The sequence below is a fragment of the Mesorhizobium muleiense genome (assembly GCF_900099905.1).
Classification (GTDB): Bacteria; Pseudomonadota; Alphaproteobacteria; order Rhizobiales; family Rhizobiaceae; genus Mesorhizobium; species Mesorhizobium muleiense.
Genome location: NZ_FNEE01000012.1, coordinates 122,214 through 140,857, shown reverse-complemented (window position 1 = coordinate 140,857; position 18,644 = coordinate 122,214). Strand labels below are relative to the sequence as shown.

Sequence of the window (18,644 nt, the reverse complement as noted above, 5' to 3'; positions counted from 1 at the left end):
CCGGATGCGCGACCTCGCCGAATTCGGACCCGAAACTGCATCGCGCATTCGCGGCGTCTTCTGCGATATCGACGACACCTTGACCACTGAGGGTCGTCTTCCGGCGGACGCCTACCGTGCGCTCGAACGCCTGCACGAGGCGGGCCTTGTCGTTGCTCCCATTACCGGGAGACCGGCAGGCTGGTGCGACATGATTGCCCGGTTCTGGCCGGTCACCGGCGTGGTCGGCGAAAATGGCGCTTTTTACTTCGCTTACGATCAGGCAATGCGAAAGATGATCCGGGTTTTCGCGGCAAGCGCTGACGAACGCCGGGAAAACAGGCGCAGGCTCACCGAACTGGAAAAGCGCATTGTCCAGGAGGTGCCGGGTTCGGCGGTATCCGCCGACCAGCAATATCGCGAAGCCGACCTGGCCATCGACTTTTGCGAGGATGTTCCGGCGCTGCCGCTGTCCGATGCCAGGCGCATCAAGCAGATTTTCGAGGAGGCCGGCGCTGTCGCCAAGATTTCGTCGATCCATGTGAACGGCTGGTTTGGCCGATACGACAAGCTGGCGATGACGCGCCGCTTTGCAAGCGAGAGGCTGGGAACCGATCTCGATGCTGAAAGGCAGGCCTATGCTTTCGTTGGAGACAGCCCGAACGACGCCCCGATGTTCGGGTTCTTTCCGAACGCGTTCGGGGTCGCGAATGTGGTGGATTTCCAGGGACAGATCGACGCCGAACCCGCTTTCGTCGCCAGGTCGCGGGGTGGCCGCGGCTTCGTCGAGATTGCCGATATGATCCTGGCGAACCGGAGGTCGGGATTGGGCTGATCGGTGGGCGCGAAAAATGCGGACTGCAAAAGACGCAAAAAAGGATGTTCTGCAGGCGATGGAACCGAACCAGGGACGGCCTAGGCAAGCGGGCGCGATGCGCCAGGCAACATCGCACGGCAGCTTCGGCTGCCGCCGCAACCCCGGCCGGTCACAGCGAACTGCCCGTCCCCTGGTCGGTGATGAGGCCAGTGAAGAATCCCTTTTCCAGGAGCTTGGTCATGATGCCGACCTTGTTCTTTCCGCCGGAAACGAGGATGCGCTTGGGAATGTTCAGCGTGTCGCGAGGATAGACCCCGACAATGCGCTCGTTGACGGGATGGTCGATGAGTTCGGCGTCCCGGTCGAAGAAATAGCCGAGAAAGTTCCCGATCGGATTCAGTCTCAGGACATCGTCGAATTCCTCGTCGGTCATGTAACCGACGCTCCGCAGCGTCGAACTGGTTGTGCCGCCGACGCTCATCAGCGCAAGGTCGGCGTTCAGCGCCTTCTGGATAACCTCGCGCGCGCTCGGTTGCTGCAGGATCGTCTCACGGCTTTCACGGCTGTCGCAGATGATGGGTCCGGGGAGATAATAGGATTCGGCCTGGGTGCGCTGGGCAAAGACGGCGGCGGCGTCGTATTTGTCGATCGACGACCGGCGCGACAGCGAGCCGAGAAGCGGCACGACGGTAACGTTTCTGAGCGCCACCGGCTCGATGTTGGAAGCGAGCCATCGCATGGTTCGGCCCCATGCCATGGCGACCGTCATGTCGTCCCTGAGCAGCGTCTCGACGGTCTGCGCGGCATAGATGCCGATCACTTCGGAGAGCCCGAGTTCCGACCCGGTGTCATCAGGTGTGACGCTGCATATGTCGAGCCGGTACTTCCGCCTGAGCTGTTCTTCCATTTCGAGCGCCTGGGACGTCCCGGCATTGATGCGGATCGAGACGATGCCGCGCTCCTTCGCCTCGGCCAGCAGCCTGTGGATCTTGGTGCGGTTGATCTGCAGCCGCTCGGCGATGGCCTGCTGCGTTTCGCCCAGCACGAAATACTGATGGGCAACCCGTGCCAGCAGACCGATCGACGTCATGAGGGTCCTCCGATGCTTGTGGCGCACCCAACAAGTGCTTGCCACAGACAGGGCGACGATATAGCATTTGAACAAATGCACAAGATATGAACATTTGTGCATCGCAAAACGAAGCGGTTCGGGAGGAACGCGTGCGGGTTGCCCAAGCCAGACGTTTCGTCATTTCGGATCACCCGCTGCCCTGGCTGCTGCCGCTGGTGGCGATCCTCCTTGTCTTCACCGTGTATCCTCTCGTCTACAACATCTGGCTGAGCTTCCATGAGTTCGTCCCGCGCCGGCGGGCGCTCGAATTCGTCGGAACGGAAAACTGGGTGCAGCTGTGGAACGACACGCGGTTCTGGCAGTCGCTCGTCATCACCTTCACCTATTTCGCCATCGCGCTGATCTTCGAGCTGGTGCTCGGCATGGCGATCGCGCTGCTCCTCGACAGCGACGGCTTCGGTTTCGGATTCCTGCGCGGCGTACTGACGATGACGCTCGTCATTCCGCCAGCCATTGTCGGCATGATGTATCTGCTGATGGAGGATCCGCAGTTCGGGGTGATCAGCTATCTCCTGCAGTCGATCGGACTGCTCAATTCGAACAACCCCATCCTCGCCACCGCGTCGACCGCGCTTGCCGGCGTTCTCGTCGCGGAAATCTGGCAGTGGACGCCGTTCATGGTGCTCATCTTCCTTGCCGGTCTCAGGGCGCTGCCGCCGGAGCCTTACGAGGCCGCGATGATCGACGGCGCCTCGTCGTTCCAGATCTTCCGGCGCATCACCCTGCCGATGATGTCGAAGGTGATCGCCATCGCGGTGCTGGTCCGCGGCATCGATCTGTTCCGGGTTTTCGACTACGTCTTCGTCATGACCTCCGGCGGGCCGGGAGCGTCGACCTACTCGCTGTCCCTCTATGCATGGCAGCAGACGTTCAGCTTCGTAAAATGGGGCTATGGAGCCACGCTCAGCCTCGTCACCCTGGTGATCATCCTCGTCATTGCCAACCTCTTCATCCGTATCGCCAAGGTGAGGTGGTAGAATGAACGGCTCCTTCTCGACCCGCATGCTTCGCACCATCGCCGCCTGGGTTGTGGTCGCGATCTTCTTCTTTCCGATCTACTACTGGACGTCGGTGGCGTTCAAACACGGCAACGACATCTTCAACCGGCCGCCGAAACTGTTCGCCTTCACGCCGACCTTCGACAATTTCCAGAAGGTGTTCGGGATTTCGCTGGGCAGCGGCGGCATCACCGTGACGCCGGGCGGCGGCAATTTCTACATGGCGCCGCGCGTCTGGGATTCGATCGTCATCGCGACGCTGTCGACCGTGCTCGCTGTCGCCATCGCCACGCTTGCCGCCTATGCCCTGTCGCGCATGAACTTCCGCGGCCGGCACAGTTTCGTCGGCTGGGTGTTGTCGACGCGCATGATGCCGCCCGTCGCGGTCGCGGTGCCGATGTTCTTCATCTACAAGAATTTCGGTCTCATCGACACCTATACCGGCATGGTGCTGATCCACGCGCTGATGAACCTGCCGCTCGCCGTCCTCCTGATGAAGAGCTTCTTCGACGACATTCCTTCCGAGATCGACGAGAGCGCGATCGTCGACGGCGCCAGCCGCTTCATGATTTTTCGCAGGATCGTGCTGCCGATGGCCAAGGGCGGCATCGCCGCCACGGCGGTGCTCTGCTTCATCTTCAGCTGGACCGAATTCCTGTTTGCGCTGACCCTGACCACCACCTCGCTCAAGACCGTGCCTGTCGTCTCGTCGACCTTCGTCACCTCGATCGGCACCGCCTGGGGCAACATGGCCGCGCTTGGCGCCGCCTCCATCATTCCCGCTTTCATCTTCATTCTGTTGGTTCAGAAGCACCTCGTGCGCGGTCTCACGATGGGATCGTTGAAACAATAGATGGGAGGCTCGAATTCGCAGCCTTGAGAAAATCGCGAATTAAACCGGAGGAGTAGACAATGAAAGACAGCATCAGAAAGACGCATCTTGCCTCTGTCACCGACCGCTTCGTTCGCGGACAGATGGACCGCCGCTCGTTTCTTCGCGCAGCAGGCATACTCGGCCTCGGCGCCGGCGCGCTCGGCATGGGTTTTGGACGGCGTCCGTTCTACGGCATCAGCCAGGCATCGGCTCAGGAACAGGAACTAAAACCCAGCGCCGAAATCACCAAATGGCTCTCGGATGTCGGCAAGCCCTTTGCCGGAACGACGCTTCGTCTCGCCACCGAATCGACGCCGCCGTCCAATGCCATCGCCACGCAGCTCAAGCAGTATTTCGAGGAGGCTACCGGCATCAAGGTCGAGATCGAAGTGCTGCCGCTCGAGCAGGTGCTGCAGAAGCTGACCCTTGACGTGGCTTCGAGCCTCGGCACTTACGACCTCTACTATATCGACCAGAGCTGGGCGGCGAGCTTCAGCCAGGACGTCTTCGATCCGCGCGAGCAGCTCAAGAACGCCGACCTGGCAATGCCGAACTACAACATCGACGACTTCCTGAAGCCGCTCGTCGACGGTATCGCCATGTACGAGGACCGCATGGTCGGCGTGCCCTACGACATCCCGATCTTCATCATGCAGTACCGCAAGGACGTCTGGGACGAGCTCAAGCTGCCGCCTCCGGCGACGCTGGACGATTTGCTGAAGGCGTCTGCGGCGATCACCGACGCCAAGGGCCCGAACATGTACGGCACCAGCGGCCAGATGAAATCGGGCCATTACAGCCTCGAATGCGATTGGACGGCGTGGCTTTGGGGCCATGGCGGTTCGATTTTCGGCCCCGACGGCAAGTTCACCGGCAATGACGACGCCGGCTTGGCCGCCATGGCCTACTGGGACAAGCTCAAGGCGACGATGCCGCCCGGCGTCGACGGCTGGACATGGGATGGCGAGGGCCAGTCGGTCGGCCAGGGCGTCGCCGCCTCGATGCTGTCCTGGGGCGAATTCTTCCCGTTCTTCGACGATCCCAAGGCCTCCAAGGTCTCGGGCCTGATGGAAGCGATGGTTCCGCCGAAACCTGCCGCGACGCTGCGCACCGTCGAGCAGACCGGGTTCGGCGAAATTCCGGGCGTTGGTCACCAGGGCGGCTCTTCGCTCGCGGTATCGAAATACTCGAAGAGCCCGGACGCCGCCTGGATTTTCATGCAGTGGGCGACCTCAGCCGATACCCAGGCGCTGATAACGGTTCTGGGCGGCGGTACCGGGCCAACGCGCACCAGCGTCTATGACGATCCGCGCGTGCTGGCCAATGCGCGTGTCGGCGCCGGCACGACCCGCCACTTGCCGGTCGTGCGCGACACCATCGCCAACTACATGGGATCCGAGCCCGACCTGCCGGCATGGGCAGAACTCTCGAGCGACATGATCCCGGTTGCGCTGGGCAAATACTTCGCCGGCCAGTCGGGCTCGGCCAAGGAGTCGCTCGACGCCCTGAAAACCCAGGTCGACGATCTCGTCGCCAAGGGCTGAGTCTTCCCCCGGGCTGGCTGCCCGAAGGCCGCCAGCCCGGGGTATCGACAATTTCGATTGAGGAAAGCCATGGCTGGAAAACAGCTCGTAGCAGTGACAGGAGCCAGTTCTGGTATCGGCGAGGCGGTCGCCAAGGCGTTTTCCCGCGCCGGCCACCCTGTTTTGATGATGGCCCGCCGTCTGGAGCGCATGGAGGCGCTGAACCTGCCCGACAGCATGGCTCGGCAGGTCGATGTCCGCGACCGCGCCGCGATCGCGGCTGCCGTGAAGGAGGCGGAAGCCGAATACGGACCGGTCGACATGCTGTTTGCCAATGCCGGCATTGCGCGGCTTGCCGACATAGGCCGCCAGCCGCCCGAGGAATGGGACGAGATGATCGACATCAACACCAAAGGCGTGCTGAATTCGGTCCACGCCGTGATGTCGGGCATGATGGAGCGCCGTCATGGAACGCTGTTCATGATGAGTTCGATCGCCGGCCGAAAAATCTATCCGGATCATACGGTTTACTGCGGGACGAAATTCTTCGTTCACGCCGTGTCGGAATCGCTGCGCGACTATCTTTCCGACTACGACGTCCGCGTCGTCGTGCTTTCGCCCGGGGTGATCGAAACCGAGGTTCTGAGCGGCGTCCTCGATCCGCAGACACTCGCCAACTACAAGGCCAACAAGCTCAAGATCGGCGGCGGCATCGGCCCGGAGCACGTCGCTGACCTCATGCTGCACACCTACCAGCTGCCACAAAACGCTCTCGTGCAGGAAATCGTCATCACGCCGACCAGGCAGAAATACTGACGACCCGTATCCGGGCGTCTGGAGACAGAGAATGGCCACCGTAGAATATAAGAACATCGCCAAGAATTTCGGCCATGTCGAGGTGATGAAGGACATCTCCTTCGGCATTGCCGACCGCGAATTCGTCGTGCTTCTCGGGCCGTCGGGCTGCGGCAAGACCACGCTCCTTCGCATGACAGCCGGGCTCGAGCGGGTGACCAGCGGCGATCTTTTGATCGGCGACAGGCGGGTCAATGACGTTCACCCGCGCGATCGCGACATCGCGATGGTGTTCCAGAACTACGCGCTCTATCCGACAATGAAGGTGTTCGACAATATCGGCTTCAGCCTCGAAGTGGCGAAAGTGCCAAAGGCGGAGATCAGGAAGAAGGTCGAATGGGCGGCGGAAATCCTGAACCTTACGCCCTACCTCGGGCGCTATCCCAAGGAACTGTCGGGTGGCCAGCGCCAGCGCGTCGCCATGGGCCGCGCCATGGTGCGCAATGCCGCCGTCTTCCTTTTCGACGAGCCGCTCTCCAATCTCGACGCCAAGCTGCGCACGCATATGCGCGTGGAAATCCGCCAACTCCATAATCGTCTCGGCACCACCACGATCTACGTCACCCACGACCAGATCGAGGCGATGACGATGGCCGACAAGATCGTGCTGATGCACGCCGGCAGGATCATGCAGATCGGCACGCCCGACGAGGTCTACGAGCGCCCGAATTCGAAATATGTCGCTGATTTCATCGGCTCGCCGTCGATGAACTTCATCGCCGGCGCTGTCGAGACCGCAGGCGGCAGTCCTCGCTTCGTCGCCGAAGGCGTGTCGATCGGCCTGTCACCGCAGATCAAGGCAAAACCAGGCCAAAAAGTCATCATGGGCGTCCGGCCACACGATCTCGGCATTTCGGATACGGGTGAGATCAAGGGCGAGGTCGTGCTGTCCGAAACGACCGGCGCCGATGTCCAGATTCATTTGCGCGTGGCGGGATACGACGCCGTCGCCGTGGTGCCGCGTGACGAGCGCCGCAACGCCGGCGCCGCGATCAACCTTTCGGTGCTGCCGGGCAAGGTGCACCTCTTCGATGCAGCCACGGAACTGCGTGTCGCCTGAGATTAGCGACGACGGCGTCGGCAGCGCGCTGCCTCAACCCTTAAGGCTGAGATAGTCAGCCAAAGCCACTGCGTTGTTGTGCATGTCGTCCTGGGCGCCGTAGAGCAGCGTCACCCGGCCGTTGTCGAGCAGGGCGCGCAACTGGCCGACCGCCTCGCTGTTCCTATCGAGCTCGCCGCGATAGCGCTGCTGGAATTCCATCCAGCGCGTCGGCTCGTGGCCGAACCATTTGCGCAGTTCATCGCTTGGCGCGACGGTCTTCAGCCACAGTGTCAGCGCGGCGTCTTCCTTGCGGACGCCGCGCGGCCATACGCGGTCTATGAGCACCCGCTGCCCATCGCCAGGCGAGGGCGGCTCGTAGATGCGCTTGACCCTGATATCGAGTTTCATTGCCAACTCCGGGGTTGGCCGCCATGTCGTCTTTCAGGCGGCTGCTTACGCCCACTCGCCCTTATGCCCTTTCGCCCCTACGCCCATTCGCCCTTGCGCATCACCGGCACGCGGCCGCCGTCCTTGCCGACGCCGTCGATGTCGATCTTGTCCGAACCGATCATCCAGTCGATATGGATGAAGCTCTTGTTGCCGCCGCGCGCCGCGATCTCGTCCTGAGTGAGCGAGGCGCCGTCGACAAAGCACTTCGAATAGCACTGGCCGAGCGCGATATGGCAGGCGGCATTCTCGTCGAACAGCGTGTTGAAGAACAGCAGGCCGCTCGCCGCGATCGGCGAGGAATGCGGCACCAGGGCGACCTCGCCGAGCCGGCGTGCGCCTTCATCGGTGTCGAGCACTTTTTTCAGCACATCCTCGCCGCGGCTGGCCCTGGCCTCGACGATGCGACCCTGCTCGAAACGCACCGCAATGCCGTCGATCAGCGTGCCCTGGTACGACAGCGGCTTGGTGCTCGTAACATGGCCTTCGACGCGCCTTGCATGCGGCGTGGTGAAAACCTCCTCGGTCGGGATGTTCGGGTTGCAGGTGATGCCGTTCCTGGCGGTCGAGGCGCCGCCCATCCATTCATGGCCGTCGGACAGGCCGACGGTCAGGTCGGTGCCAGGTCCGGTGAAATGCAGCGCATGGAAATTATGGCCGTTCAGCCATTCGGTGCGGCTGCGAAGCGCCGCATTGTGCGCTGTCCAGTTGCCGATCGGGTCGTCGACATCGACCCGTGAGGCGGCAAAGATCGCGTCGGCGAGCTTCGCCACCGCGACGTCGTCGCTATCGCCCGGAAACACCTGCCTGGCCCAGGCCAGGTCGGGATAGGCGACGATGTTCCAGTTGATGTCGAAGCCGGTGATCTTTTCCAGTGCCGGCTGGTAGGCGATCGAGTTCGCCTTGTTGGCGCGCGCCACTTGTCCCGGATCCTGCGCCGACAGCAGCGACGGATCCTCGCCGCGCACGGCAAGCCGCGCCGCGTTGTTGGCGAAGGCCTTCGCCATGCCCTCATAGAGCCAGCCGGCGGCGTGGTCGAAGCCGGCATCGGCGCCGTAGCGGAAGCGTGCCAGCGTCATCTCGTCGTCGTTGAAGATCGGCGTCACCAGGCCGGCGCCGGCCTTGTAGGCTTGCTCGACGATCCGTCGCGTCAAAGGCAGCGCTGCGATCGACGATGTCAGCACCAGATCCTGTCCCGGCTGCAATTGCAGCCCGACCTTGATGGCGACTTCTGCCAGCCTGTCGAGCTTCACCGGGTCGATCGTTGCGGCAACGCCGCGCGAATGTGTGGTCATGATCCTGCCTGTCGCGATGTGGGAGTCTGGTTCTTACATAGACCGGTGCCATCGGTCTTTCCACCGTGATCAACCGGGCCTGCTCAGGCCGCGCCGGCGAGCGCGCCGAACTGCGCCATCGTCGCCTCGATCTCCTCGCGGATCCAGATCTTGAAATCGCGCACCTTGCGGCTCTCGCTCTTGCTGGCCGAGGTCACCAGCCAGTAGCCCAGCCCGCTCTCGGCGCGGACGCCGAACGGCGCGACCAGCCGGCCGTCGGCGAGAGCGTCAGCCGTCAGCAATTGCCAGCCGAGCATGACGCCGTGGCCGGCGATCGCCGATTCCAGGCACAGCATCGGGTCGGTGAAGCGCGCGCCCTTGAGAAAGGTGACCGGCTTCACCCCGGCCGCCTCGAACCAGCTTTCCCAGCTGATCATCGCTCTTTCGTCGGTGATCGCGCAGGTCGAGGCAAGATCTTCGATCGATTTCAGTTTGTCGGCGATCGCCGGGGCGCAGACCGGGAAGACTTCCTGCGCCAGCAGCAGTTGCGCGCGCACGCCCGGCCATTTGCCGTCGCCGAGCCGGATGGCGATGTCGATGTCCGAGCGATCGAGATCGGCAATCCGCACCGAGGCGTCGATGCGCAAAAGCACATTCGGATGCCGGGCGAAATGACGTGACAGTCGAGGCAGCAGCCACTTCGAGGCAAAGGCCGGCGCGACCGAGACCACCAGCGTGCATTCGGAGGCCTCGTCGGCGAGCGCCACGGCTTGGGCGAGCTCGCGGAAACCTGCCCCGAGCCGGGCGGTGAAGACGGTGCCGAATTCGGTCGGTACCAGACCGCTTGCCGTTCGTTCGAACAGCGCCTGGCCAAGTTGCGCTTCCGTCCGCTTGACCTGCTGGCTGACGGCGCTGGCGGACACGTTGAGTTCGCTCGCCGCAGCCGAAAGCGATCCCAGGCGGGCGACGGTTTCCACGGCGCGCAGGCCGTTGAGGTGGGCGCGGTTCAGCATGGCCATACAGTTTTTCTAAACCGGCACGGTTGAAATCTCAATTGAAATACAGGGAGGAATGGCAAATTTTAAGGAACAAGCAGACCTGTGGAGGAAAAATACGATGAAGATTTTGTCACTGCTCGGGGTCTTTTCCGCTGCCGGCGCGCGGCAAAGCCGGTCGCATGAAAGCGAGGCCACCCGATGGGCCACCGATCCGCTGTCGCATCCTGTGCTCGACACCATGTCGGAGCGCGAACTCGGCGACCTGCCGTTCCGGATGACAGCCCGGCGCACGGCCTACGAGACCGGCACCGGCCAGGCTGGCTGCGGCTGAAATCCTCCGCACATTGAGGATTTGACTTTAATTAGACCCGAAAGGACTGCAGACGGTCGCTGCGGAAACGTTCGCGGGACAGCGCCCCCCTCTGTCCTGCCGGACATCTCCCCCACGAGGGGGAGATTGGCCGTCATCTCCGCTTTCGCCAATCTCCAGAAGTTGAAGAAGGAGAGCCGGCGACGAAGCTGCCGATCTCCCCCCTCGTGGGGAGATGCCCGGCAGGGCAGAGGGGGGCGCGAAGGATCGCCGACGTTCGTTCTGTACCGCCGCTGCGCTCGGATACGGTCCTTGCAACCCGTTCTGGCCCAACAAGAAGCGGATTGTTTCACCCGCTCGTGCACCTATTGTGCACCGCAATGAAAGCCGCTTCGCCGTCCCCTTTGCGCCTCGCCTTCGCCGGCATGATTGCCCTGGCCGTTGCCATGGGCATCGGCCGCTTCGTCTATACGCCGATCCTGCCCGGCATGATGGAGGAACTTGGCCTGACGCCGGCCGATGCCGGCTGGATCGCGTCCGCCAACTATCTCGGCTATCTCGTTGGCGCGCTCGCAGCCGTCGGCGGCTGGGCGCACGGCCGCGAGCGCCTGCTGATGCTTGCCGGTCTTGCCGCCACCGCAGTCCTCACCGGGCTGATGGGCCTGGCCGACACGATGGCGGCCTTTCTCGTCATCCGCTTTCTTGCCGGTGTGGCCAGCGCCTTCGTCCTTGTGTTCATGTCCAGCATCGTTTTCGGCCATCTCGCCGCGGTCGGCCGAAACGACCTGCAGGCGCTGCATTTCGGCGGCGTCGGCCTTGGCATAGCAGCGTCCTCGGCACTGATGGCAATACTCGTCACCGGACAGGCCGGCTGGCCGGCGGGCTGGTTCTGGTCCGCCGCGATCTCGGCCTGCGCCATTGCCGTCGTGGCCTTGCTGCTCGGCAGCACTGCGACCGCCAACGGCGCCGATGGCCGCGAGCCGGCGCTACCAAAGGACCGGTCACTGGTGAAGGTCATAGTCGCCTACGGGCTGTTCGGCTTCGGCTATATCGTGACGGCGACGTTCCTGGTCGCCATCGTCCGGCAGGGCGGCGGCGGCCGCGTCTTCGAGGCCGTGGTGTGGATGGTCACCGGCCTTGCCGGAATTCCCTCGGTCTGGCTTTGGCAGAAGATCGCGGCAAAGATCGGGCTCTACCGGGCTTATGCCTGGGGGTGCCTCGTCGAGGTGGTCGGCGTCAGCGCGAGCGTCACCATGGGCGGACACATTGGGCCGCTGCTCGGCGGGTTGCTGCTTGGCGGCACCTTCATCGCCATCACCGCGCTCGGCCTTCAGACCGGAAGGCAGCTTGCCCCGCAGGCGCCACGCCGGATCCTGGCATCGATGACGGCGTCCTTCGGCCTCGGCCAGATCATCGGTCCGATCGTCGCCGGCTTGCTTGCGCAAGCCTCCGGCGACTTCTTCCTCGCATCGATCGTGGCCGCCGCGGTGCTGCTGGTCTCTGGCGCGGTCATCTGGTCGGCTGCGCCAAAATCGCCATGATTGTGGTCTTGCTCGGTGCCGGGCATCACGCACCGGCCATTTTCATTCCGATCGATGTGTGACCTTATGCCCGCTGAACAGCAACGCCGCTGATTTGCGCATCGACCGAGGATTTCCTAACAGTGTTCGTATCCTTCTTCCCGCAGCCGAAGTTGTTTTTCACTTCGGCCGTCGCCTGGAGCCTTCTGCTCGTCCTCCTGTGGTTTTTCGGCGGCGAGCACCTTGGCACGATGCTCGGCATGCCGCCGGTCGACCCGCAGGCAGCACCAGTCATCAGCCCGATAAGATTCCTGACGCCGGCATTCCTCTGGTTTTACGGATATTTCTTCGCCGGCATGGGCGTATTCTACCTTTTCTGGGCGCTGTATTCCCCGCATCGCTGGCAGAACTGGTCGATCCTTGGCTCTGGTTTGATTATTTTCGTCACCAATTTCATCGTGCAGATCAGCGTGGCGCTCAATGACTGGCGCGGCATGTTTTACGATATGGTGCAGAAGGCGCTGACCACGCCGGGCTCCGTTTCCCCTGCCGAGCTTTACTACGGAGTATGGCAGTTTCTGTCCTTGGCCCTGGTCTATATGAGCATTGCCGTTCTGAACGTGTTTTTCGTCAGGCACTACGTGTTTCGCTGGCGCACCGCGATGAACGATTATTTTACCGCTTACTGGCCGAGGCTGCGCCATATCGAAGGGGCGTCGCAGCGCGTTCAGGACGACACGATGCGCTTCTCCGGCACAATGCAGGGGCTCGGCGTGAACTTCATCGACTCCATCATGACCCTGATTGCATTCCTGCCCTTGCTGGCCTCCCTTTCTCTCCATGTCTCAACGCTCCCAATCGTCGGAGCAATCCCTTATCCGCTGGTCATTGCGGCGATCACCTGGTCGCTGTTTGGCACCGGCTTGTTGGCAGTCGTCGGCGTCAGGCTGCCCGGGTTGGAATTTCGCAATCAGCGGGTTGAAGCCGCGCTGCGCAAGGAACTTGTCCTCGGCGAGGACGATACGGCACGAGCGCAGCCACCAACTCTGTCCGAGCTTTTCAGAAATGTTCGCAAGAACTATTTCACTCTCTATGCACACTATGTCTATTTCGACATGGTCCGCTATCTATACCTTCAAGTCGACAACGTATTCGCTACGCTTATTCTTGTTCCGACCTTGGCAATCGGCAAGATAACATTTGGCGTTTTCCAGCAGATTGTTACCGCCTTTTCACAAGTCGCCACTTCGTTCCAATATCTCGTGAATTCCTGGCCGACCATCGTCGAGCTGATATCCATCTACAAGCGCCTGCGCGCCTTCGAGGCGACACTTGAAGGGGCGCCGCTGCCGGAAATCGACCAGGCCTATCTGGAGCGAGAGCGAGCCGGCTTGCGGCCTGAGGATCAGCCGGTAAGTTGAGAGTGACGGGGCGGCGAGCGGTTTCGGCTCAGCCGCCCACCGACGCCTGCTTTTCCCCGGCGCGTTGGCGCGAAACATAGTCGCGATAGCTGATGCATTCGACGTCGGGCCTGGTGCAGACCTCGCCGGCAAAGCGCTCCAGCGCCTTCCAGTAGGCGCCGTCATTCATCAGTGTGAAATGGAAGCCGAGTTCCAGCGGAATGCGTTTGCCCTGGTATTGCGCGTCGAAGGCGGCGCGAAAGGCGTCATAGGTCCGGTTGGCGAATTCGTCCGCCTGGCTCGGCCGCTCGAAGCCGCCGGAATGCCTGACATAGAGATTGTAGTCCATCGCGATCACCGGCCTTGTGTCAGGACCTTCCGGAATCTTCGGCAGTGAGAAGCGCGTGATGCCGTCGCTGGTCGGTGGCCGGGCAGGGCCGCGCGACACACCGCTCGCGTCGAACCAATAGCCCGCCCTTGGCAGCGCTTCGTAGAGCGCCTTGTTTGCCGACAGATAGGGTGCGCGAAAGCCAACCGCCTTACGTGCAATTTCGCGCCAGCCTGCGGGTTCGGAGGTAATAGCGTTGATCGAATAGGCATTTTCGAGAATGCGCTTGAACGAACCGAACTCGCTCAGCCAGTCGGCCTTGTTCCAGTCCTTGCCGTCGAAATGGCCGCAAGCGTGGCTGCCGATGTCATGGCCTTCCGAGGCGGCAAGGTTTATCTGCTCGAGCCGGTCAGCGATTTCCTGTTTCGAGGCGGCGAAGCCGATATTGGATTTGCCTGATGCCTTGCCGGGCGCCGTGTATTGCTTGCGCGTCTCCGGCGAGAGCAGGAAGACGCAGGACACGAAGTAGGTGAAATGGGCGCCGGTGCGCTGGGCCAGCGCCCGGCTGCGCTTCCATTGCAAAATATCGCGGGCGCTGTCGAACGAGATGAGGACGGCCTGCTTCGGCTTTGCCGGCGCTGGCGGGTCGGCGACAGCAGCGCCCGCCGCAGCAAGCGACGCGATCGAAAACGCAACAGCGCGGGACAAACGAGGCATCAGTGTCTGATCTGGATTTTGAGGAGGGTTCGCGCACCGGCTATCGGCGAAATGTGGCGTGGGTGCGGTCGCCCTTTGCAGTCATCCTTTACATCGTCGTCCGGCGATTAGCCGATTTTCCGGTCGAACCCCTTCCATGCCGGCAAAATTTCGCTAAAACGCGGGCTACCGCATCGGCCTGAAGTGCAGAATTGATTTTTTGTCAGGAAACACGATGCGCAAATTCAAAGTGTTAGAGCGTACTTTCCATGGACGCACGTCGCTCTAAACCGCCCTGAGGCGGGCAGGATGGTTTTGAGATGTCGGACGACAGTTTTATCCGCGAAGTCAACGAAGAGATGCGTCGCGATCAGGCGCATGCGCTGTGGGACCGTTTTGGTCCTGCCTTGCTAGCGCTCGCGATACTGGTGGTGGTCGGCACCGCCGCCTTCGTCGGCTATCGCTATTGGGACGAGACCCGCGCCAATCGCTCGGGCGATGCCTTCTCGCAGGCGCTGAAGCTTGCCAATGAGGGCAAGAGCGACGAAGCGCTGGCGGCCCTCGATGCGCTGGAAAAAGATGGCTACGGCGCATATCCGCTGCTCGCCCGCATGCGGGCGGCAACCGTCAAGGCGGATAAGGGCGATGCCGCCGCCGCCGTCAAGGACTTCGACGAGGTCGCCGCCGATACGGACATTCCATCAGGCCTTCGCGATATGGCGCGCCTCAGGGCAGCGCTGCTGCTCGTCGACCACGGTTCGTTCGCCGATGTCTCGAGCCGCGTCGAGACGCTCACCGCCGATACCAATCCGCTGCGCCATACCGCGCGCGAGGCGCTCGGCCTTGCCGCCTGGAAGGAAGGCAAGGCGACGGACGCCCAGAAACTGTTCGACCAGATCGCTTCGGATGACAGCGCCCCGCGCAACGCGCGCGAGCGGGCGACGTTGATGTCCGAGTTGATCCGTGGGTCGGGCAATGTGTCGTAATGCATGTCGCCCAAAAGTGTGTAGCGGTTTTGGGACAACGACATGCTGGCAGATGTAGGGCCGCATGACGTTCAAAGTCGCCATCATCGGCCGGCCTAACGTCGGCAAATCGACCCTTTTCAATCGTCTGGTGGGAAGGAAGCTGGCGCTTGTCGACGACACGCCGGGCGTCACCCGCGACCGTCGCGTCCATGCCGCCAAGCTCTACGATCTGCATTTCGACGTCATCGACACCGCCGGCTTCGAGGATGCTGCTGCTTCGACGCTGCCGGGCCGCATGCGCGCCCAGACCGAGATCGCCATCCGCGAAGCCGACCTGATCTTTTTCACCATCGACGCCAAGTCCGGGCTGATGCCTGACGACAAGACCTTCGCCGAGATCGTGCGCAAGTCCGGCAAGCCGGTTGTCGTGGTCGCCAACAAGGCCGAAGCGCGCGGCGCCCAGGGCGGCATGCTGGAGGCTTGGGAACTCGGCCTTGGCGAGCCGATCCCGGTCTCGGCCGAACACGGCCAGGGCCTGCCCGATTTGCGCGATGCGGTGATATCAGCACTGGGCGAGGCGCGCGCCTTCGGCGAAGAAGAAGATGCCGACGAGGAGGCCGCCGCCAGCGAGGTGCTGATCGGCGAGGACATCACCGATCCCGACGCCGAGCCGAGCTATGACGATACCAAACCGATGCGCATCGCCGTCGTCGGCCGTCCGAACGCCGGCAAGTCGACGCTGATCAATGCGCTGATCGGCGAGGAGCGGCTCTTGACCGGGCCGGAAGCCGGCATCACCCGCGATTCGATTTCCGTCGACTGGGACTGGCATGGCCGCCGTCTCAAACTGTTCGACACCGCCGGCATGCGCCGCAAGGCCCGGATCCACGAAAAGCTGGAAGTCATGTCGGTGCAGGACGGCCTGCGCGCCATCCGCTTTGCCGAGATCGTCATCATCGTGCTCGACGCCACCATCCCCTTCGAGAAGCAGGATCTGCAGATCGCCGACCTGATCATCCGCGAGGGCCGCGCGCCGGTGATCGCCTTCAACAAATGGGATATGATCGACCACCCGCAGGAACTCCTGGCGGAACTGCGCGAGAAGACCGAGCGGCTGTTGCCGCAGGCGCGCGGCATGCAGGCGGTGCCGGTCTCGGCCGAGACCGGGCGCGGCCTCGACAAGCTGATGGATGCCGTCATCAGGACGCACAGAGTGTGGAACAGCCGCGTCTCGACCGGCAAGCTCAACCGCTGGCTGGAAGGCATCCTGGCGCATCATCCGCCGCCTGCCGTCGCCGGTCGCCGGCTGAAGATCAAATATGTCACCCAGGCCAAGACGCGTCCGCCGGGCTTCGTCGTGTCCTGCTCACGGCCGGACGCGATGCCGCAATCCTATGTTCGCTATCTCTCCAACAGCCTGCGCGAAGCCTTCGACATGCCAGGCGTGCCGATCCGCATCGCCTTGCGCACCTCGGAAAATCCGTTCGCCGGCAAGGCGAAGAAACGCCGCTGAGCGCCGCGTCTTTTGGGCGCCAGCGTCAGCCACGACGCGCTAATGGGCGGTGTAAGCTCCGTCGACCAGATGGTAGCTGCCAGTGATAAAGCTGGCCTGATCGGACAGCAGGAAGCACACAAGAGCCGCTACCTCTTCCGGTTTGCCGCGCCTGCCCATCGGTTGAAGGGCTGCCATGCGCCTGGTATTGGCTAATGCCTCCGCTTGCTCCGATAGAAGCGGCGTTTCGATCCAGCCGGGGCCGACGGCATTGATCCGGATGCCCATCCTCGCATATTCAATCGCCGCAACTTTGGTGAGTCCAACGACCCCGTGTTTCGCTGCCGTGTATGCGGACGCAGTCGGCAAGCCGACGGAACCGAGAATCGAGGACATGTTCACGATGGCGCCTCCGCCTCGATCCAGCATGGCCGCGATTTCGTACTTCATGCTGTAGAAGACGCCATTCAGATTGACGTTCATCAGCCTGTGCCAGTTGTCGAGCGGATAGTCTGCCGTCGCTTTTCGAACGCCGTCGATGCCGGCATTGTTTACCGCCATATCCAGTCCGCCGCATTTCTGGACAGTGAACTCGATCAGCTTTTCGACGGCTGCCGCATCCGTGACATCGACCGCAAAGTCGTAGGCACTGCCTCCTTGCGCGCCTATTTCGGCGGCTCTGCAGCGCGCGGCCTCGGCATCAAGGTCGGCGACAACAACCTCGGCTCCTTCTTGCGCGAGTTGCCGTGAAACAGCCGCTCCTATTCCGGAGCCCGCACCGGTCACAATCGCGACTTTACCATGGAAATCAGGCTTCATCGTCTCTGTCCTATGCCCATTGTGACCATAACCGAACAGAGGCGGACGGTTATCGCAAGAAGTTTCGCTCCAATTCGCTTGTCAATCCTGTGAATTCATTTTGCCGCCACACAGCGAGACTTGGCCCGCAGGCCGTGGAATGGTAGAGACGAGCGGGGCGGTAGATCGACCAGTTTCCTAGCAGGTAGAAATGGAAGAACACCACATTGCGCGCCGGGGGCTCGTGCTGGGTACTCTGGCTCTGATGCTCTCCGGATGTACGTCGACGTTGCGACAGGTGACGGAGCCGATTTCATCCGCGTTCGGACCAAGGGATGGCATCAATCCTCGTTTCCGACGGAGGCAGGTGCGGTACGACGGAAACGAGCCGCCTGGAACGATCGTCGTCGATACTTCGCAACGTTTTCTCTATGCCGTCGAGACCGACGGGTGGGCGACGCGCTACGGCGTCGGCGTCGGCGAGCAGGGACTTTCGTTCAAGGGTACAGCGACCATCGCCCGCAAGGCGGACTGGCCGTCGTGGACACCCACCACCAGCATGATGAGGCGCAAGCCGCGCCTGGTGAAGTATGCCGGGGGGGTCCCTGGCGGACCAAACAACCCGCTTGGTGCGCGTGCCCTTTATCTCTATCGCAACGGGCGCGACACCTACTTCCGGATACATGGTACAAACGAGCCGTGGACGATAGGCACAGCGGTATCGAACGGGTGCATCCGTTTGACAAATGACGACATCATCGACCTCTACGAACGGACTCCTTTGGGCACGACGGTGGTGGTGGTTTGATGGTGGGCAGGCCTGATCTCCGTTGCATGGTGAGACCTGCCGGCACGTCACCGCAAGGATTTCGGCTGCAACCGAATGCCGACTGTGTCATTTCTGCACTAGGCTTTGGTGTAGATCGCAGCTAACTTGGTTGGGCTGCATGTAATTTTTTATTTGTGGCGATTCTATAGGCTGTTCCGCCCCTGGGGAAAGGATTGCTTGATGAACAGAATGTTGATTGTAATGGTTGCTACCCTCGCCGTTACCAGCCTGAGCGGCTGCGCGAACGGGATCGGTAAAGGAAAGGGGAAGGCTCCTCCGCCGGAACCCGTTGCCGTAGAAGAGCCAGTGATTAAGTAAGCATCGGCTTTCGAAGATTTTGGGAAGGGCCGCCAGGCCCTTCCCT

At 62.1% G+C, this 18,644-nt stretch carries 19 protein-coding genes; 13 read left to right on the top strand and 6 right to left on the bottom strand.

The features are described from left to right. Positions 1–4: 4 nt before the first annotated feature. Positions 5–814, top strand: coding sequence for an HAD-IIB family hydrolase (locus BLT09_RS20805; protein ID WP_091596099.1), 810 nt, complete (start codon positions 5–7; stop codon positions 812–814). A 151-nt stretch (positions 815–965) separates the two neighbouring features. On the opposite strand, the gene BLT09_RS20800 is transcribed toward BLT09_RS20805, so the two are convergent. Beyond that, positions 966–1,886, bottom strand: coding sequence for a sugar-binding transcriptional regulator (locus BLT09_RS20800; protein ID WP_167366486.1), 921 nt, complete (start codon positions 1,884–1,886; stop codon positions 966–968). 131 nt (positions 1,887–2,017) lie between these two features. On the opposite strand from BLT09_RS20800, the gene BLT09_RS20795 reads away from it, so the two are divergent. From BLT09_RS20795 to BLT09_RS20775, 5 genes are all read left to right on the top strand, one after another. Then, positions 2,018–2,905, top strand: coding sequence for a carbohydrate ABC transporter permease (locus tag BLT09_RS20795; protein WP_091596095.1), 888 nt, complete (start codon positions 2,018–2,020; stop codon positions 2,903–2,905). Between the two features lies 1 nt (position 2,906). Continuing rightward, complete coding sequence (locus tag BLT09_RS20790; RefSeq protein WP_023799420.1) at positions 2,907–3,779, top strand: carbohydrate ABC transporter permease; 873 nt, start codon at positions 2,907–2,909, stop codon at positions 3,777–3,779. Positions 3,780–3,838: 59 nt separating this feature from the next. Beyond that, positions 3,839–5,344, top strand: a complete 1,506-nt coding sequence (locus BLT09_RS20785) for an ABC transporter substrate-binding protein (protein WP_091596093.1) — start codon at positions 3,839–3,841, stop codon at positions 5,342–5,344. Positions 5,345–5,413: 69 nt separating this feature from the next. Next, the gene (locus BLT09_RS20780; protein WP_091596091.1) at positions 5,414–6,139 is read left to right on the top strand and encodes an SDR family oxidoreductase; all 726 of its coding nucleotides are present in this window, start codon (positions 5,414–5,416) and stop codon (positions 6,137–6,139) included. 31 nt (positions 6,140–6,170) lie between these two features. Further along, complete coding sequence (locus tag BLT09_RS20775) at positions 6,171–7,238, top strand: ABC transporter ATP-binding protein (protein WP_091596089.1); 1,068 nt, start codon at positions 6,171–6,173, stop codon at positions 7,236–7,238. A 33-nt stretch (positions 7,239–7,271) separates the two neighbouring features. Here BLT09_RS20775 and BLT09_RS20770 read toward each other — a convergent pair whose 3' ends face one another. From BLT09_RS20770 to BLT09_RS20760, 3 genes are all read right to left on the bottom strand, one after another. Then, positions 7,272–7,628, bottom strand: a complete 357-nt coding sequence (locus BLT09_RS20770; protein ID WP_091596087.1) for a DUF488 domain-containing protein — start codon at positions 7,626–7,628, stop codon at positions 7,272–7,274. Positions 7,629–7,705: 77 nt separating this feature from the next. Then, positions 7,706–8,962: an aminopeptidase gene (locus BLT09_RS20765; RefSeq protein WP_091596085.1), complete on the bottom strand. Its 1,257-nt coding sequence runs from the start codon at positions 8,960–8,962 to the stop codon at positions 7,706–7,708. 83 nt (positions 8,963–9,045) lie between these two features. Next, complete coding sequence (locus BLT09_RS20760; RefSeq protein WP_091596083.1) at positions 9,046–9,960, bottom strand: LysR substrate-binding domain-containing protein; 915 nt, start codon at positions 9,958–9,960, stop codon at positions 9,046–9,048. Between the two features lie 97 nt (positions 9,961–10,057). Here BLT09_RS20760 and BLT09_RS20755 point away from each other — a divergent pair, with 97 nt between their 5' ends. From BLT09_RS20755 to sbmA, 3 genes are all read left to right on the top strand, one after another. Next, on the top strand, positions 10,058–10,270 hold the full coding sequence (locus BLT09_RS20755) for a hypothetical protein (RefSeq protein WP_091596081.1): 213 nt from the start codon (positions 10,058–10,060) through the stop codon (positions 10,268–10,270). Between the two features lie 359 nt (positions 10,271–10,629). Then, the gene (locus tag BLT09_RS20750; RefSeq protein WP_091596079.1) at positions 10,630–11,790 is read left to right on the top strand and encodes a YbfB/YjiJ family MFS transporter; all 1,161 of its coding nucleotides are present in this window, start codon (positions 10,630–10,632) and stop codon (positions 11,788–11,790) included. A 122-nt stretch (positions 11,791–11,912) separates the two neighbouring features. Continuing rightward, the gene (gene sbmA / locus BLT09_RS20745; protein ID WP_091596077.1) at positions 11,913–13,190 is read left to right on the top strand and encodes a peptide antibiotic transporter SbmA; all 1,278 of its coding nucleotides are present in this window, start codon (positions 11,913–11,915) and stop codon (positions 13,188–13,190) included. Between the two features lie 28 nt (positions 13,191–13,218). Here the strand turns inward: sbmA and BLT09_RS20740 are convergent, their stop codons facing one another. Continuing rightward, entirely contained in the window at positions 13,219–14,214 is a 996-nt protein-coding gene (locus BLT09_RS20740) for a polysaccharide deacetylase family protein (protein ID WP_091596075.1), read from the bottom strand. A gap of 299 nt (positions 14,215–14,513) precedes the next feature. On the opposite strand from BLT09_RS20740, the gene BLT09_RS20735 reads away from it, so the two are divergent. Continuing rightward, positions 14,514–15,179, top strand: coding sequence for a tetratricopeptide repeat protein (locus BLT09_RS20735; RefSeq protein WP_091596073.1), 666 nt, complete (start codon positions 14,514–14,516; stop codon positions 15,177–15,179). Positions 15,180–15,243: 64 nt separating this feature from the next. After that, complete coding sequence (gene der, locus BLT09_RS20730; protein ID WP_091596071.1) at positions 15,244–16,674, top strand: ribosome biogenesis GTPase Der; 1,431 nt, start codon at positions 15,244–15,246, stop codon at positions 16,672–16,674. A gap of 39 nt (positions 16,675–16,713) precedes the next feature. Here der and BLT09_RS20725 read toward each other — a convergent pair whose 3' ends face one another. Continuing rightward, the gene (locus BLT09_RS20725; protein ID WP_091596069.1) at positions 16,714–17,472 is read right to left on the bottom strand and encodes an SDR family NAD(P)-dependent oxidoreductase; all 759 of its coding nucleotides are present in this window, start codon (positions 17,470–17,472) and stop codon (positions 16,714–16,716) included. 190 nt (positions 17,473–17,662) lie between these two features. Here BLT09_RS20725 and BLT09_RS20720 point away from each other — a divergent pair, with 190 nt between their 5' ends. Continuing rightward, on the top strand, positions 17,663–18,259 hold the full coding sequence (locus tag BLT09_RS20720; protein WP_091596066.1) for a L,D-transpeptidase: 597 nt from the start codon (positions 17,663–17,665) through the stop codon (positions 18,257–18,259). 201 nt (positions 18,260–18,460) lie between these two features. Then, complete coding sequence (locus BLT09_RS35030) at positions 18,461–18,598, top strand: ABC transporter (RefSeq protein ID WP_091596207.1); 138 nt, start codon at positions 18,461–18,463, stop codon at positions 18,596–18,598. The last annotated feature ends 46 nt before the right edge of the window (positions 18,599–18,644 follow it).

What these genes read in the sequence shown, in the direction of transcription:
- BLT09_RS20735 (WP_091596073.1), top strand. Translation starts at nt 14,514, where the DNA reads ATGTCGGACGACAGTTTTATCCGCGAAGTCAACGAAGAGATGCGTCGC.
- BLT09_RS20805 (WP_091596099.1), top strand. Translation starts at nt 5, where the DNA reads ATGCGCGACCTCGCCGAATTCGGACCCGAAACTGCATCGCGCATTCGC.
- der (WP_091596071.1), top strand. Translation starts at nt 15,244, where the DNA reads ATGACGTTCAAAGTCGCCATCATCGGCCGGCCTAACGTCGGCAAATCG.
- BLT09_RS20770 (WP_091596087.1), bottom strand. Translation starts at nt 7,628, where the DNA reads ATGAAACTCGATATCAGGGTCAAGCGCATCTACGAGCCGCCCTCGCCT.
- BLT09_RS20785 (WP_091596093.1), top strand. Translation starts at nt 3,839, where the DNA reads ATGAAAGACAGCATCAGAAAGACGCATCTTGCCTCTGTCACCGACCGC.
- BLT09_RS20775 (WP_091596089.1), top strand. Translation starts at nt 6,171, where the DNA reads ATGGCCACCGTAGAATATAAGAACATCGCCAAGAATTTCGGCCATGTC.
- BLT09_RS20780 (WP_091596091.1), top strand. Translation starts at nt 5,414, where the DNA reads ATGGCTGGAAAACAGCTCGTAGCAGTGACAGGAGCCAGTTCTGGTATC.
- BLT09_RS20765 (WP_091596085.1), bottom strand. Translation starts at nt 8,962, where the DNA reads ATGACCACACATTCGCGCGGCGTTGCCGCAACGATCGACCCGGTGAAG.
- BLT09_RS20740 (WP_091596075.1), bottom strand. Translation starts at nt 14,214, where the DNA reads ATGCCTCGTTTGTCCCGCGCTGTTGCGTTTTCGATCGCGTCGCTTGCT.
- BLT09_RS20725 (WP_091596069.1), bottom strand. Translation starts at nt 17,472, where the DNA reads ATGAAGCCTGATTTCCATGGTAAAGTCGCGATTGTGACCGGTGCGGGC.
- BLT09_RS20750 (WP_091596079.1), top strand. Translation starts at nt 10,630, where the DNA reads ATGAAAGCCGCTTCGCCGTCCCCTTTGCGCCTCGCCTTCGCCGGCATG.
- BLT09_RS20790 (WP_023799420.1), top strand. Translation starts at nt 2,907, where the DNA reads ATGAACGGCTCCTTCTCGACCCGCATGCTTCGCACCATCGCCGCCTGG.
- BLT09_RS35030 (WP_091596207.1), top strand. Translation starts at nt 18,461, where the DNA reads ATGAACAGAATGTTGATTGTAATGGTTGCTACCCTCGCCGTTACCAGC.
- BLT09_RS20800 (WP_167366486.1), bottom strand. Translation starts at nt 1,886, where the DNA reads ATGACGTCGATCGGTCTGCTGGCACGGGTTGCCCATCAGTATTTCGTG.
- BLT09_RS20755 (WP_091596081.1), top strand. Translation starts at nt 10,058, where the DNA reads ATGAAGATTTTGTCACTGCTCGGGGTCTTTTCCGCTGCCGGCGCGCGG.
- BLT09_RS20760 (WP_091596083.1), bottom strand. Translation starts at nt 9,960, where the DNA reads ATGGCCATGCTGAACCGCGCCCACCTCAACGGCCTGCGCGCCGTGGAA.
- BLT09_RS20720 (WP_091596066.1), top strand. Translation starts at nt 17,663, where the DNA reads ATGGAAGAACACCACATTGCGCGCCGGGGGCTCGTGCTGGGTACTCTG.